General features: G+C 60.7%; 13 protein-coding genes. 7 read left to right on the top strand and 6 right to left on the bottom strand.

Annotated elements, in window-relative coordinates; translation table 11 throughout:
- The first annotated feature begins 270 nt into the window (after positions 1-270).
- Together PHI30_RS09670 and PHI30_RS09665 are read left to right on the top strand one after the other, a co-directional pair.
- Entirely contained in the window at positions 271-1,440 is a 1,170-nt protein-coding gene (locus PHI30_RS09670; RefSeq protein WP_300027140.1) for a toxic anion resistance protein, read from the top strand.
- Positions 1,441-1,495: 55 nt separating this feature from the next.
- Positions 1,496-2,587: a YgcG family protein gene (locus PHI30_RS09665; RefSeq protein WP_300027138.1), complete on the top strand. Its 1,092-nt coding sequence runs from the start codon at positions 1,496-1,498 to the stop codon at positions 2,585-2,587.
- Positions 2,588-2,705: 118 nt separating this feature from the next.
- Here the strand turns inward: PHI30_RS09665 and PHI30_RS09660 are convergent, their stop codons facing one another.
- Positions 2,706-4,286, bottom strand: coding sequence for a peptide chain release factor 3 (locus PHI30_RS09660; RefSeq protein ID WP_300027136.1), 1,581 nt, complete (start codon positions 4,284-4,286; stop codon positions 2,706-2,708).
- A 272-nt stretch (positions 4,287-4,558) separates the two neighbouring features.
- Between PHI30_RS09660 and PHI30_RS09655 the strand changes: the two genes are divergently transcribed.
- Complete coding sequence (locus PHI30_RS09655; RefSeq protein ID WP_300027132.1) at positions 4,559-5,356, top strand: heparan-alpha-glucosaminide N-acetyltransferase; 798 nt, start codon at positions 4,559-4,561, stop codon at positions 5,354-5,356.
- 54 nt (positions 5,357-5,410) lie between these two features.
- Here the strand turns inward: PHI30_RS09655 and PHI30_RS09650 are convergent, their stop codons facing one another.
- The 4 genes from PHI30_RS09650 to PHI30_RS09635 form a co-directional block, all read right to left on the bottom strand.
- Positions 5,411-6,433 carry a sugar kinase gene (locus tag PHI30_RS09650; protein ID WP_300027129.1) on the bottom strand — a complete coding sequence of 341 codons (1,023 nt, stop codon included), beginning with the start codon at positions 6,431-6,433 and terminating at the stop codon, positions 5,411-5,413.
- A gap of 28 nt (positions 6,434-6,461) precedes the next feature.
- Positions 6,462-7,421: a bifunctional 4-hydroxy-2-oxoglutarate aldolase/2-dehydro-3-deoxy-phosphogluconate aldolase gene (gene eda, locus PHI30_RS09645; protein ID WP_300027126.1), complete on the bottom strand. Its 960-nt coding sequence runs from the start codon at positions 7,419-7,421 to the stop codon at positions 6,462-6,464.
- Between the two features lie 282 nt (positions 7,422-7,703).
- Complete coding sequence (locus PHI30_RS09640) at positions 7,704-8,603, bottom strand: DUF3298 and DUF4163 domain-containing protein (RefSeq protein WP_300027123.1); 900 nt, start codon at positions 8,601-8,603, stop codon at positions 7,704-7,706.
- A gap of 23 nt (positions 8,604-8,626) precedes the next feature.
- The gene (locus PHI30_RS09635; protein WP_300027121.1) at positions 8,627-9,844 is read right to left on the bottom strand and encodes a nucleotidyltransferase family protein; all 1,218 of its coding nucleotides are present in this window, start codon (positions 9,842-9,844) and stop codon (positions 8,627-8,629) included.
- A 179-nt stretch (positions 9,845-10,023) separates the two neighbouring features.
- On the opposite strand from PHI30_RS09635, the gene PHI30_RS09630 reads away from it, so the two are divergent.
- Positions 10,024-11,229: an acetate/propionate family kinase gene (locus tag PHI30_RS09630; protein ID WP_300027118.1), complete on the top strand. Its 1,206-nt coding sequence runs from the start codon at positions 10,024-10,026 to the stop codon at positions 11,227-11,229.
- 61 nt (positions 11,230-11,290) lie between these two features.
- Here the strand turns inward: PHI30_RS09630 and PHI30_RS09625 are convergent, their stop codons facing one another.
- Complete coding sequence (locus PHI30_RS09625; protein WP_300027115.1) at positions 11,291-12,232, bottom strand: 3-hydroxyacyl-CoA dehydrogenase family protein; 942 nt, start codon at positions 12,230-12,232, stop codon at positions 11,291-11,293.
- A gap of 160 nt (positions 12,233-12,392) precedes the next feature.
- On the opposite strand from PHI30_RS09625, the gene PHI30_RS09620 reads away from it, so the two are divergent.
- From PHI30_RS09620 to PHI30_RS09610, 3 genes are all read left to right on the top strand, one after another.
- Positions 12,393-13,076: a 5'-methylthioadenosine/S-adenosylhomocysteine nucleosidase gene (locus tag PHI30_RS09620; protein WP_300027113.1), complete on the top strand. Its 684-nt coding sequence runs from the start codon at positions 12,393-12,395 to the stop codon at positions 13,074-13,076.
- Between the two features lies 1 nt (position 13,077).
- Positions 13,078-13,545: an S-ribosylhomocysteine lyase gene (locus PHI30_RS09615; protein ID WP_300027111.1), complete on the top strand. Its 468-nt coding sequence runs from the start codon at positions 13,078-13,080 to the stop codon at positions 13,543-13,545.
- A 130-nt stretch (positions 13,546-13,675) separates the two neighbouring features.
- Entirely contained in the window at positions 13,676-13,849 is a 174-nt protein-coding gene (locus PHI30_RS09610; protein WP_300027109.1) for a hypothetical protein, read from the top strand.
- Positions 13,850-13,890: the final 41 nt, after the last annotated feature.

Below are 13,890 nucleotides of genomic sequence, written 5' to 3'. Positions count from 1 at the left end.
TGTTGGAAACGCAAAGTGGCTCAAGTGTTGAGTAGCACAAATTGGTCAGGTGGCTCAAGTATTCGTTAGCAAAAGTGGCTCTAATATTCGCTAGCACCTGGCTCAAATATTCATTGACATTCACACATGATGGCGCAGGAAGGGCTGACGGAGGACCCGTTGAAGGCCAAACCGCAGCCTGCGCCGGACGGCGGCATCGAACTGGAGCTTTGAGAGATGTTGCGGCGCTGCGGGGAAAGCGGCGCCGAAGAAGAAAGGACGGAACGCGAGATGTCTGATGAAAAAAACGAGATGCCCGAACTGACGCTGGAGCCGCAAACTGCCGCCGTGCCGGAATTGACGCTGGATGGGACTCCCGCCGCCCCCGCCGCGCCGGAGAGCGCAAAGCCGGAGGCGGAGCCTGTGCAGATGGACGAAACTCTGCTTTCCGAGGAGGAGAAGGCGGCGGTAGCGGCTTTCTCCCAGAAGATTGACCTCACAGACTCCAATTTGATTTTACAATACGGCGCCGCCGCGCAGAAAAATGTGGCGGGCTTTTCCGAAAGCGCTCTGTCCTCCGTGCGCACCAAGGATCTGGGCGAGGTGGGAAAATCCCTTTCCGAGCTGGTGGTGGAGCTCAAGGGCTTCGGTGAGGAAGAGGAGAAGAAGGGCCTGTTCGGCCTTTTCAAAAAGGGCGGCAATAAGCTGGAGTCCATGAAGGCCCAGTACTCCAAGGTGGAGACCAACGTGGACAAGATCGTCCGGGAGCTGGAACAGCATCAGGTGACGCTGCTCAAGGACGTGGCCATGTTTGACCAGATGTATGAGCTGAACCTCAAGTATTATAAGCAGCTGACCATGTATATTCTGGCGGGCAAGCGGAAGCTTGCAGACGTCCGGGCAAACGAGCTGCCCGCGCTGGCGGCGAAGGCCGAGCGCTCCGGCGCGCAGGAGGACGCCCAGGCTTATAACGATCTTGCCCAGATGTGCGAGCGGTTTGAAAAAAAGCTCCACGATTTGGAGCTTACCCGGATGATCTCCGTCCAGATGGGGCCGCAGACCCGCCTGCTGCAAAACAACGACACGCAGATGGTGGAAAAGATTCAGTCCTCGCTGGTCAACACCATTCCCCTTTGGAAGAGCCAGATGGTTTTGGCCCTGGGCATGGAGCACGGACGCCAGGCCACCGCCGCCCAGAGCGCCGTGACGGAAATGACCAACGAGCTGCTCAAGAAGAACGCGGACATGCTGAAAATGGGCACCATCCAGACCGCCCGGGAGGCCGAGCGCAGCGTGGTGGACGTTGAGACGCTCCAGCACACCAATGAACAGCTCATCTCCACGCTGGACGAGGTGCTGACCATCCAGCGGGAGGGCGCGCAAAAGAGAAAGGCAGCGGAGGCGGAGCTGGGCCGCATCGAAGGGGAGCTGAAACAAAAGCTGATGGAGCTGCACAACTGACGCCCTCCGTGGGAGGGAGATGTGCCTTGAAACTTCTCGTAAAGGGAGCAATCTGATGAAATTTTTTCAAAAGCGGTCCGTGGCGGCGGCCGTCATGGTGCTGGCCGTTGTGGCCGGTATCCTGCTGGGGCAGGTCCGTAAGCCCGCCGATTCCGCCGAGGCGTCCACCGCCGTGGTGGGGACCTACACCTACGTTTACGATCACGCCGGGGTATTGAGCGACGCCACCATGGCCCACATCGACGCGATGAATGCCTCCCTCTTTGCCCAGACCGGCGCTCAGATTCTGGTGGTGACGGTGGATACCACCGACGGAGAGAACATCGAGGCGTACGCCGCGAAGCTGGGCAACCAATACGGCGTTGGCTCCGCGGAGCGGGACAACGGCCTTGTGATGGTGCTGGCGCTGGACAATGTGGCGCAAAACGGCCTCAAGGGGGATTACGGCGTCTCCGGCGGCGACGGACTTTACGATTATGGGCAGGCCCTCACCAGCTTGCTGATTGCCACCATGGAAACGGACTTTGCCGCCGGCAGGTACGATGCCGGTGTGGAAAAGACCTTTGACGCGTACATCGACTGGTTTGCCGATTACTACGCCGTCACCATTCGGGAAAACTACATTCCCGCCGTCCGGGAGACTTACACCGCCGGCGACGGTTACTACACGCAAAGCAGCGGCTACTTCGCCCCCACCCTTGGGGTGGTGGCCGGGGAGCTTCTTGTGCTGGTGGTGGTTTTGCTGATTATCTGGGTGGCGCTGGACCGGGTGCGCTACACCCGCTATCGGCGGCGCTACTGTATGCCCGGCATGGGAATTCCAACCGTGCGCTACTACCCCATCTTCTGGGGACGGCCCTGGCATCGTCGTCCGCCACCGCGGGGCGGTCCCCGCCCGCCAAGAGGCGGTGGTCCGGGACCGCGTCCGCCCCATCCTCCGCGTCCGCCTCATCCTCCCCGTCCCCCCCAGCCGCCTCGCAAACCGCCCTCCGGCGGGAGCTTTGGCGGTCGGGGCGGCGGCTTTGGCGGCGGCGGCTCCTTCGGCGGTGGCGTCGGCGGCAGCCGGGGCGGTTTCGGCGGCGGCGGGAGCTTCGGTGGGGGCTTTGGTGGCAGCCGGGGCGGCGGTGGCTTTGGTGGTCGCCGGTAAACCGGGAAACGCGAAATAGCAACCTCCCACCCTTTACAATGAGCCTGTACGAATGCAAAAAAGCCTTGAACCGGACCATGTGTCGGTTCAAGGCTTTTTCTGATGCGCTGGACGCGGTTTATACGGACAGGGAATCCGCCAGCTCCAGGCCGGGATTGTGCTTTGTGAGGAAGCCCACGGACCATTCGCCGCCGAAGGCCACCAGCAGCCGCTCCCGGAAATCCTCCAAAATGGCGGCGCCGGTGCACAGCACCAACTCCTCCGGCTTGCCGGGGCAGGAAACGATGCGCCGCAGATGATCGTAGGGCAGGCCCGTCATGTAGAGGTCCACGCCGTACTCGTTTTTCATGCGGTACTCGAACACGTCGAATTGCAGCGTGCCCACCACGCCCACAATGACCTCCTCAAAGCCCGCGCCGGGAATGCGGAAGATCTGGATGGCACCCTCCTGGGCGATCTGCTCCGTGCCCTTGATGAACTGCTTGCGCTTCATGGTGTCCTTGGGCGAGACCCGCATAAAGTGCTCCGGCTCAAAGGTGGGGATGCCGGAGTACAAAAATTTCTTCCCCGGCACGGTGATGGTGTCGCCGATGGCGAACATGCCGGGGTCAAACACACCGATGATGTCGCCCGCGAAGGCCTCGTCCACGATCTCCCGCTCCGCCGCCATCATCTGCTGGGGCTGGCTGAGTCGCAGCTTTTTCCCGCTTTGCATGTGGTAATATTCCGTGTCCCGCTGGAACTTTCCGGAGCAGATGCGCATGAAGGCCAGCCGGTCCCGGTGGGCCTTGTTCATGTTGGCCTGAATTTTGAATACAAAGGCGGAAAAATCAGGGGAGAACGCGTCGATTTCCCCGCAATCCGCCGTCCGGTTCAGCGGCGCGGTGGTCATGCGGAGAAATTCCTCCAGAAAAGGCTCCACGCCGAAGTTGGTGAGGGCGGAGCCGAAGAACACGGGGGAAAGCGTGCCGCTGCGCACGGCGTCCATGTGGAACTCCCGCCCGGCGCCCAGCAGCTCCACCTCGTCCCGCAAGGTGGCGGCGCGGGTCTTGCCCAGCATCTCCTCCAGCGCCGGGTCCTCCAGCGTGATCTCCGTGGAGGTAGCTTTTTTGGCGTGGCCCTCGCCGGAGAAAAACAGAATCCGCTGCTTTTCCCGGTCGTAAACACCCTGAAATTCTCGCCCGGAGCCAATGGGCCAGTTCATGGCGTAGGTGTCAATACCCAGCTCCCGCTCCACTTCCTCGCACAGCTCCAACGGGTCCCGGCTCTCCCGGTCCATCTTGTTGATGAAAGTGAAGATGGGGATGCGCCGCAGGGCGCAGACCCTGAACAGCTTCCGGGTCTGTGGCTCCACGCCCTTGGCGCCGTCGATGACCATGACGGCGGAGTCCGCCGCCATCAGCGTGCGGTAGGTGTCCTCGGAGAAGTCCTGATGGCCGGGCGTGTCCAGAATATTGATGCAAAAGCCGCCGTGCTGAAACTGCATCACGGAAGATGTGACGGAAATACCGCGCTGCTTTTCAATTTCCATCCAGTCGGAGGTAGCGGCTTTGGCCCGCTTGCCCTTGACTTCACCGGCCTGCGCGATAGCGCCGCCGTAGAGCAAAAACTTTTCCGTCAAAGTGGTTTTACCGGCGTCGGGGTGGGAGATGATGGCAAAGGTCCGCCGCCGGGAGATTTCTTCTTGCAGGGTGGGCATAGGTGTGCCTCCTTATTGTTGGATATACAGAACTTATCTAATTTATCACAAAATATTCCCGTTTGCAAGGGATAGACCCATTTGAACCCAGGAACACTGGTATTTTTTACGGTATATGGCCCGTCCCGGGCCGTGCCTGAAATTTAAGCCGCGGGCGGGACGCCGACAGGGCACTTTTGGTTGCGCGGCAATAAAAATCCGTTTTGGAAAAACTTGCAAGGCGTTCCACCGTGTGATACCATATTTTCAAATGATGCAACCGGGAGGGCAACATGGTTCCACCTGCTGTGAAGAAGAGGATTCCTTCCGCGCCCCGCCCCCGCCTGAGCGGGCTGGACACGCTGCGGGGTGCGACGCTTATAAGCATGATCGTTTATCATGCCTGCTGGGATCTGGTGTGGATATTCGGCGTGAATTTTCCGTGGTACCATACCACGGGGGCGTATTGGTGGCAGCAGAGTATTTGCTGGACCTTCATTTTGCTGTCCGGATATTGCTGGTCTCTGGGCCGTCAGCGTTTCAAACGGGGGCTGACCGTCTTTCTTGCCGGCGGACTGGTCACAGTCGTGACGGCGCTGACCATGCCGGAAAACACGGTGTATTTCGGCGTGCTGACGCTACTGGGAACCTCCGCGCTGGCGCTGATTCCGCTGGAGAAGCTGCTTCGCCGTCTGCCTGCCCGGGCAGGGCTGGCGGCAAGCTTTGTCCTCTTTTTGCTGGCGCGGGACGTGAATGGGGGCGCACTGGGCTTTGAAGGCGCCGTGATTGCCCGGCTACCGCAGGCTTGGTATCAAAATGCGTTCACGGCCCTTTTGGGGTTTCCACCGGAATCCTTCGCCTCCACGGACTATTTTTCCCTGTTTCCCTGGTTTTTCCTCTTCCTTACCGGATATTTTTTATACCGCCTTCGCCCAAGTGATGGCGGTCCGGGTCCGCATCTTCCGGTCCTCACCGCCATGGGGCGGCATTCCCTGCCGATCTACCTGCTCCACCAGCCGGTGGTATACGCCCTGCTGTACGGGCTGTTATTCGGATTATTTGCGATTTTGGGGGTTTCCTTGCATGACTGAAAAAAGGTCTGCGAAGCATTTGCTCCGCAGACCTTTTTTATGTATGGATGAAGCTCAGCGCTGGACGCGGCCGGAGCCGTCGCCCCCGGCCAGCTTCTCCACCTCGGAGACGCTGACGCGGTTGTAGTCCCCCTCCACGGAGTGCTTCAGTGCGGAAGCCGCCACCGCGAACTCCACCGCCGCCTGGGTGGACTTGCCCGTGAGCAGGGAGTAGATCAAGCCGCCGCCGAAGCTGTCGCCGCCGCCCACACGGTCCACAATGTGCAGGTGATAGCCCTTGGAGAAGCAGTACTCCTTCCCGTCGTACAGCATGCCCGCCCAGTCGTTGTCGCTGGCGGAGATGCTGGTGCGCAGGGTGATGGCCACCTTCTCAAAGCCGAACTGGTCCGCCAGCTGCTTGGCCACGGACTTGTACCCCTCGTGGTTGAGCTTGCCGCTGTAAATATCCGTGTTCTCCGCCTCGATGCCGAACACGTCCTTGGCGTCCTCCTCGTTGGAGATGCAAACGTCCACGTACTGGCAAAGCTCGGTCATGGCGGCGCGGGCCTCTGCCCGGGTCCAGAGCTTGCCGCGATAGTTGAGGTCGCAGGAGATCTTCACGCCGTGCTTCTTTGCCGCGATGCAGGCCTGCTTACAGGCTTCCACCATGTTGGGGCCCAGCGCCGGGGTGATGCCGGTGAAGTGGAACCAGTCCGCGCCCTCGAAGATGGCGTCCCAGTCGAATTCGGCGCTTTCTGCCTCCTGAATGGCGGAGTGGGCGCGGTCATAGATGCACACGCTGCCCCGCTGAGAGGCGCCCTTTTCCAGATAGTAGATGCCCACGCGCTCGCCGCCGCGGACGATCTTGCTGGTGTCCACGCCGAAGTGGCGCAGGGAATCCACCGCGGCCTGTCCGATGGCGTGGGTGGGGAGCTTGGTCACAAAGGCAACGTCCAGACCGTAGTTGGCGAGAGACACCGCCACGTTGGCCTCGCCGCCGCCGAAGGTGGCCTGCAGCTGATCGTCCTGGAAGAAGCGGTAATATCCGTTGGGGGCAAGGCGCAGCATCAGCTCGCCGAACGTTACAATTTTAGCCATGATTCAATCTTCCTTTCTGCTTTTCAAATTATTTCTGCACCAGATGGACGGCAAAGCCGCCAAAGCTGTCCTTCATGTAAATCGCCTTGGTCTTGCCCTTGGTATCTCTCTTGCGGGACTCCTCGTTGAATTCGATGCCCTGCAATTGCAGATGATAGACGGCCCGGTCCACGTTGTTGACGCCCACAGCCAGATGGCCGTGCTCGCCCAGATACGGCGTTTTCATGCACTCCACGGCGCTGCCGGAGAAGATGGAGGAATTGCCGGGCTTATACTCCCAGCCGAACACGGCGCTAAACGCCTTGGCGGTGCGCTCCGCCTCCGCCTCGTCGGCGCAGTTGATGCCCAGATGCCGGATGGTGAAGCCCAGCATACTCTTGACGGCTTCCTTGCAGATATGGGTGATCTCGTCCCACTGCTCGCCTTCGATCAGGTCCTTTTTGACCATCCACGTGCCGCCGCAGGCCATGATGCGCTCAAAGCCCAGATAGTCCATCAGGTTCTTGGTGCTCACGCCGCCGGTGGGCATGAACTGCAACGGGAACACCGGCGCCAGCGCCTTGAGATACTCCACGCCGCCGGCCCGCTCCGCCGGGAAAAACTTCACGGCTTCCAGTCCGGCGTTGACCGCCTGCGTCATCTCGGATGCGTCCGCGCAGCCCGGCATGACCGGCACCCCAAGCTTCAGGCAGTGGTCCACCAGTTCGGCATTATAACCGGGAGAGACGATGAACTTGGCCCCGGCCTTCAAAGCGCGGTCACACTGGTCCACATTCAGCACCGTACCAGCGCCCACCAGAACCTCCGGGCAGTTCTCGGCGATCTGCCGGATGGCCTCCTCACCGGCTGCGGTGCGGAACGTCACCTCGGCGGCAGGCAGACCGCCAGCCGTCAGCGCACGGGCCAGAGGCACGGCCTTGGCAGCGTCCTCAATGGCAATGACCGGAATGATTCCAATGTTGGAAATCTTTTGCAGCACTTCATTCATAGCTACATTCCTCCTAGACATCTTAAGTTTTGCTCACTCCGCGAGCTTACTTGTCCTTATTATATAATACTTCCCTGCCAGAAAACAAGTCGGCAGGCGGAGAAATTCCGCCGCTTTTGTTAGATACTTTTCTCTGCCCGTTCCCTCTCCCCCCCCCCGCCCCGGACCGTACCGAAAAAATCAAAGGCGCTTCCTCCCCAACCGGAAAGGAAGCGCCTTTTCATGCAATCAAGAATTTTGGAGAAAGTTTTCATCCGCGGTGAAGAATAACCGCGGGAAACTTTACGGCTCCCCTACGCCCAGCACCTGCCGCCCGTGCTCGCTCAGCTGCGGCACCAGCCAGTCATAGGAAACGGAGAATGTTTGCGTTCCGGCGGCATAGCAGGCCAGTTCATAGGGCGAAAACGACACGGTCATGCCGTTTTCATCGAAGGACACGGCGTAGGACCCCCAGTTTGCCAGAATTTCCTCATAATCCTCCCAGAAAAGCGCCTCCGGCGTCGTGTTGTTTTCCACGGCGACCTCCTCGGCTTGCCGAATCAATTCCTCCAGCACCGCCTGCTGGAATCCGGCCCCGTCCGCGGCCAGTCCCTCCGGGCCGAAAAATGTGCCGGAGGACAGGTCGAAGTTCCACCCCAGGCACCAGGTATTGGGATGAGCGCCGCCGGTATCGCTGGAATAAGTACCCACCACGCTGACGAGGTTGTCTGTTTGATAGCAGGCGGTCATCAGCTCCAGCCAATACCCGCCGGACCACTCCGTGGCGGTCTCCCGCCGCCAATCCATATCCTCACTGGCTGCCGCGATCACGCTGTCAAGATCCTCCGCAGCCGCCCATTTTTCAAAATGGGCGTTGAAGGTCTCCGCCACGGTCAAGGCCTGGCGCTCCTGCTCCGTCCGGGCCTGCTCGATTACGGCGCCGTTTTCACGAAGAGCCGTCAACTTGGGCAGGTGGAACGCATAGGTCAAAAGCTCTGTCCCATCCGATGCCCGGACGGTGTCGGAGATCTCCTCCGTTTCCACTCGATAGCAAATTTCCTCCCGTGCGGGCGGCGCGGCCTGCATGGCGGCCATCGGGGGCGGGTCGTTTTTGATGCTGCTGGTGTCGGCGGCCCATTCCGCAGAACAGGCTGTCAGCAAAATTACCGCCAGAACCGGCAGCAATGCGTTTATTTTTTTCATGGGGCGCTCCTTTCAGGCGTGCCTCAGCACATAACGGGGCCTTCCTTCCACGCTTGCCCGCCGGCGGCACGGGCAAGGTCGGGGTACGCCAAGGCATAAAGGTCGGCGGCTCTGGACTCCCACTCGAAAACAGCCTTGGCGGACGGCCCCATCCGGCGGACAGCGGCGGGTTTCGTCAAAATCGGCACGGACGCCGTGCTGCGCATCTGCGAGAGCAGCCCTCGTCCATTTTCGTTGGCGGCCAGCGGACGCAGATAGGGCGGCGCGGCGGGACAGTCGTCCGGCGCAAGTCCCAGATACGCCCAAAGCACCATCCGCCGCAGCCGGGCGTATGCATAGCGCTTCGTCTTGGCCCGGGCGAGCACCTCCGCCACGGAGGGGGCTGTGCGGGCGGCAGCATACACCCTGCGGTAAAGACCCTCCCGCCCCTCGTCCAGACGGGCAAAGTCCGTCTCCCCCATGGTCCGCAGCCGGGCAAGGATGGCCCGCTCACAGGTGTGGGCAAAAACCGGGGCGCGGCCTGCCGCCTCTTCCGCCGCGTAAGCACTTGCCATGGCGGGCGCCATCAGGGAAAGTGCCCGCTCCCGCTCTCCGCTTTCGATCAGAGAGCGAATGGCGCTGGCGGAGGGCGTCTCCCCCTCCGCGATCGCGCCGTCGTGGGCGGCGCCCTGCCGGGGCACTGTCAGCAGCTTTAGGGTACTGCCGTGGCGCAGCAGGCTCTTGCAGTATTCTATGCCCAGAATATTATTCGGCGTGCGCAGCAGCGCCGCCGTCTCCGGGGAGGTCAACTCCTCCGCCGCCCGCTGCCGGGCGGCGGCAAAGCTGACGCCTACGGACAATTCCTCCCGCAGACGGCGGGAAAACGCCTCCCCCGTCAGCACACCGGCCAGCTGAATAAGCGGCTCCGCCGCGCCGCACTCACTGCCAAAAGCCAGATGCGTCACGATGCCGGTGGAGAGCAGCGTTTGCACGCCGCCGTCGGCAAAGCGCTCCGCCGAGGCAACCGCCCAGGGAAGGGGCAGTTCCAGCACCAGATCGGCTCCGCTGCGGACGGCGGCCTCCGCCCGGGCGTATTTGCTCACCAGAGCAAAATCTCCCCGCTGCACGAAGTTGCCGCTCATCACGCAAAGAATGGCGCTGTCCGCCCCCAACTGTCTCCTCGTTTCCTCCATCAGATGCACGTGGCCGCCATGGAGGGGATTATATTCCGTTATAATACCCGCAATTTGCACAGAATTCACCCCTAAGCAATGACAAAAAAATGACATTTCGGTAAAAATGTTGGTTGTAACCTGAAAAAACTCTGGTATAATTATACTGTGATTTTCCGCGCGGTTACGCGGATCTTGCTTTTATTTTATAGCAATTACGGAAAACACGCAAGGTTTTCCAAAAAGAAGAAAAAGAGGAGACGTAAGACATGAACATTCTCGTCATCAACGCAGGCAGTTCCTCCCTGAAGTATCAGCTGCTGAATCCGGAGACCGGCGATCTTTTGGCCAAGGGCCTGTGCGAGCGCATCGGCATCGACGGCAAGTTCACCTACAAGCCCCAGGTTGCGGGCAAGGAGACCCTGAACGCCGTGGATGTGGCCATGCCCACCCATTCCGAAGCCATCCAGACCGTGCTGGACGCCCTGGTGGATTCCAAGAACGGCGTGATCGGCTCCATGAAGGAGATCGACGCTGTGGGCCACCGTGTGGTGCATGGCGGCGAGGCATTCAACAAGTCCGTCCTCATCACCGGCGAGGTCATGCAGGCGCTGGAGGATTGCATCCCCCTGGCCCCCCTCCACAACCCCGCCAACATCACCGGCATCAACGCCTGCACCGCCGTGATGGGTAAGAACGTGCCGCAGGTCGCCGTGTTTGACACCGCCTTCCATCAGACCATGCCCGCCAAGGCCTACATGTATGCCCTGCCCTACGAGTATTATGAGAACGACAAGGTCCGCCGGTACGGCTTCCACGGCACCTCCCACAAGTATGTGGCCGCCCGCGCCGCCGATATGCTGGGCAAGAAGCCGGAGGATCTGAAGCTGATCTCCTGCCATCTGGGCAACGGCTCCTCCGTCACCGCCATCGACGGCGGAAAGAGCGTGGATACCTCCATGGGCTTCACCCCGCTGGCTGGTCTCCCCATGGGCACCCGCTCCGGCGATCTGGACGCCGGCATTCTCCAGTATGTCATGAACAAGTACAGCATGAGTATCGACGAGATGCTGAACGTTTTAAACAAGAAGTCCGGCGTGCAGGGCGTCTCGGGGGTCTCCTCCGACTTCCGCGATCTGGAAAATGCCGGTAAGGAAGGCAACCAGCGCGCGGCGCTGTCCGTGGAGATGTTCAACTACGGCGTCAAGAAGCTGATCGGGTCCTATGCCGCCGCCATGGGCGGTGTGGACGCCATCATCTTTACCGCAGGCGTGGGTGAAAACTCCGTCAGCCAGCGGCTGGACATCGCCTCCGGTCTGGAGTTCATGGGCGTGAAGATGGACGAGGACGCCAACAATGTCCGCGGCAAGGAAGTTGTCATTTCCGCCGCAGATTCCAAGGTGAAGGTCCTCCTCATCCCCACCAACGAAGAGCTCATGATCGCCATGGATACCGCCACCATCGTCAAGGGCTGATTTAAACAACAAGCAGCGAGCCGACCGGAAAACCCGGTCGGCTCGTTTTTCGTTCCTCTTTTTACCGCTTCCCGTAGTAGAGCACCTTGGCAAGGGCGATGTACAGCTCGTCCCGCTCCCGGGTGGCCTGAGCGGCCTTGTCGCCGCCATAGTCGTAAAAGCCCGCGCCGCTTTTCACGCCGCAGCGCCCCTCCGCCACCAGCTGCGCCAGCATGGGGTCCCCTTCCTTCCGGTCGCACAGCGTCTCGTTGAGATACTCGTTGACGCGGCAATAGGTGTCCAGTCCGCCGAAATCGCATACGTGGAAGGGTCCCAGCGCCGCATACCGCAGCCCCAGCCCCGCCTTAAGCACGGTATCGATGTCCTCCAGCTCCGCCGCGCCGGTCTCCACCAGATACAGTGCCTCCCGCAGCATGGCATATTGCAGGCGGTTGGCGAGAAAGCCCTTGATGTCCTTCTTCACGATCACCGGCTCCTTGCCCAGCGCCTTTACCAGCTCGTACATGGCGTTCACGCAGCTCTCCGCCGTTTGTTCCCCCCGGATGATCTCGCACAGCGGCATCAGGTGGGGCGGATTCAGCCAGTGCTGTCCCATAAACCGCTCCGGCAGGTAGACCGCCTTGGCGATCTCGCTGATGGGCAGGCCGCTGGTGTTGGTGGCCAGCAGTGCATCGGTGGGAACAAGACGGCTGGTCTCTTCCCAGAACCGGCGCTTGGCCTCCAGCTCCTCCACGATGGCCTCCACCATCAGCACACAGTCCGCCATGCAGGCTTTGTCCTGCGTAAACGTGATGCGCAAGAGCGCCTGCTCCGCAGCCTCTCGCGTCAGCAACCCCTGCGTACACAGCAGCTCCTGATTGCGCAAAATGGTCACCCGCGCCCGTTCCAGTCCCTCCGCAGACCGGTTGTAAAGCACCGTCTGCCACGCCCCTTGGGCGTAGACCTGTGCCAAGGACGCGCCCATAATGCCCGCGCCCACGATGACCACTTTCTTTTCTTCCATGAAACGGCCCCCTATCGCTTCCCCTGTCGGGTTTTTCTCCATTGTATCGGACTGTCCCCCATTTCGCAAGTACCGTTCGCCGACAGGGGCGGTTGATTCCGGGCAAAATTTGTGCTATCGTAGCGTCATTCCATGATAAATTGATTGAAGGAGCGTTTCCATGAAAATCGGACTGCAATTTGCCATGCCCATGGAGCTGCACGCCCTGCCCGGGGCAAAGGCGCTTTCTCCGTTTGAAACCGTGTCCGGCGTCCCCTTTTTCCGACTGGGCCCGGACCTTTTGGCCTGTGCCGGAGGCGTGGGCAAGGTGAATGCCGCCATGGCGGCGGAAATTTTCTGCCTGCGCTACGGCGTGGACCTTATTTTAAACGCCGGCGTGGCGGGCTGCATGACGGACCTGCCTACCGGATCTCTGGTGGTGGCTTCGGAATTTGTCCAGCACGACGTGGACACCACCGCGGTGGGCGATCCCATCGGCCTTGTCTCCACCGTCAACCAGGTGGCCTTTCCCACGTGGGAGCCGGAGCGCTGCGCGGCGCTTTTAAAAGAGCTGGGCGTAAGCGCCGTCACCGCCCGGGTGGCCACCGGCGACTGGTTTGCCGTCAAGGGGGACCGGGCCACCGGGATTCGGGATACCTTCTCCCCCCTGCTGACGGAGATGGAGGGCGGGGCCATTGCGCAGGTGTGTCTGCGCAGCGGCGTGCGTTTCGCGGCTTTAAAATCCGTGTCCGACCACCTTTTTTCCGACCGGCAGGCGGAGGAGTATTTTGACTTTGGGGAAGCGCTCCAAAAGCTTGGCAGCGTGGTGCTACCCCTCGCCAAAAAATTACAGGAGGAAGCTTAATATGGAAGCCTTACACCAAATCGCCAGTTTTTCCGTGGACCACAACCGCCTTTTGCCCGGTCTTTACTACTCCCGCCGGGACGGGGACATCATCACCTTCGATCTCCGCTTCAAAAAGCCCAACACCGGGGACCTGCTTTCCAACAGCGAGCTGCACTCCGCGGAGCACTTGATCGCAACGCTGCTGCGTAACTCTCCGGAGAAGGACGCCGTTATCTATTTCGGGCCCATGGGCTGCCAGACGGGCTTCTATTTTCTCTTTGACAACCGGCTGCTCTCCTGCGAGGCGGCCATCGCCCTGGTGCAGCAGGTGTTTTCCGCCGCAGCGGCCTTTCCCGGCGAGATGCCGGGAAAAAGCGCGGCGGAGTGCGGAAATTACGTGAATCTGGACGTGGATACCGGCAAGGCCGTGTGTCGGTGGTATGCCGACTTGATTGCGGACTGGACCGTAGAAAAGCTCTCCTACTGACCTTGTCCCGCTCCGCAGCGGGCCGACACGCCGGTTTTCGGCGCAATCCTCCGATTCCCTTCCTTTGATGACGGGCGCGCAGCGGCATAAAATGCCCGCCGCCGTCCACACTAGGGGCGAGGTGAATGCAATGAAAGATGAAGAATTGCCCTTGGGTCTTGGCATGGCACTGGCCCAGCATCCCCAGGCCATGGAGCGCTTTACCGCCCTGTCCGAGGCGGAGCAGCAGGCCGTCATCACCAGCGCCCACGCCGTCGCGTCCAAGCAGGAGATGAACGCGCTGGTGGAGCATTTGATGACGTGAAAGGTGAGCGCGTCCCATCCCAAAAAAGAGAGAGCGGCATT

The organism is Oscillibacter sp. (genome assembly GCF_028693505.1).
Taxonomy (GTDB): domain Bacteria; phylum Bacillota; class Clostridia; order Oscillospirales; family Oscillospiraceae; genus Oscillibacter.
This window is presented reverse-complemented; position numbering and strand designations above follow the sequence as displayed.

Bases quoted from the DNA above. Each gene is read 5' to 3' on its own strand.
- PHI30_RS09670 (WP_300027140.1), top strand. From the start codon at position 271: ATGTCTGATGAAAAAAACGAGATGCCCGAACTGACGCTGGAGCCGCAA.
- PHI30_RS09665 (WP_300027138.1), top strand. From the start codon at position 1,496: ATGAAATTTTTTCAAAAGCGGTCCGTGGCGGCGGCCGTCATGGTGCTG.
- PHI30_RS09660 (WP_300027136.1), bottom strand. From the start codon at position 4,286: ATGCCCACCCTGCAAGAAGAAATCTCCCGGCGGCGGACCTTTGCCATC.
- PHI30_RS09655 (WP_300027132.1), top strand. From the start codon at position 4,559: ATGGTTCCACCTGCTGTGAAGAAGAGGATTCCTTCCGCGCCCCGCCCC.
- PHI30_RS09650 (WP_300027129.1), bottom strand. From the start codon at position 6,433: ATGGCTAAAATTGTAACGTTCGGCGAGCTGATGCTGCGCCTTGCCCCC.
- eda (WP_300027126.1), bottom strand. From the start codon at position 7,421: ATGAATGAAGTGCTGCAAAAGATTTCCAACATTGGAATCATTCCGGTC.
- PHI30_RS09640 (WP_300027123.1), bottom strand. From the start codon at position 8,603: ATGAAAAAAATAAACGCATTGCTGCCGGTTCTGGCGGTAATTTTGCTG.
- PHI30_RS09630 (WP_300027118.1), top strand. From the start codon at position 10,024: ATGAACATTCTCGTCATCAACGCAGGCAGTTCCTCCCTGAAGTATCAG.
- PHI30_RS09625 (WP_300027115.1), bottom strand. From the start codon at position 12,232: ATGGAAGAAAAGAAAGTGGTCATCGTGGGCGCGGGCATTATGGGCGCG.
- PHI30_RS09620 (WP_300027113.1), top strand. From the start codon at position 12,393: ATGAAAATCGGACTGCAATTTGCCATGCCCATGGAGCTGCACGCCCTG.
- PHI30_RS09615 (WP_300027111.1), top strand. From the start codon at position 13,078: ATGGAAGCCTTACACCAAATCGCCAGTTTTTCCGTGGACCACAACCGC.
- PHI30_RS09610 (WP_300027109.1), top strand. From the start codon at position 13,676: ATGAAAGATGAAGAATTGCCCTTGGGTCTTGGCATGGCACTGGCCCAG.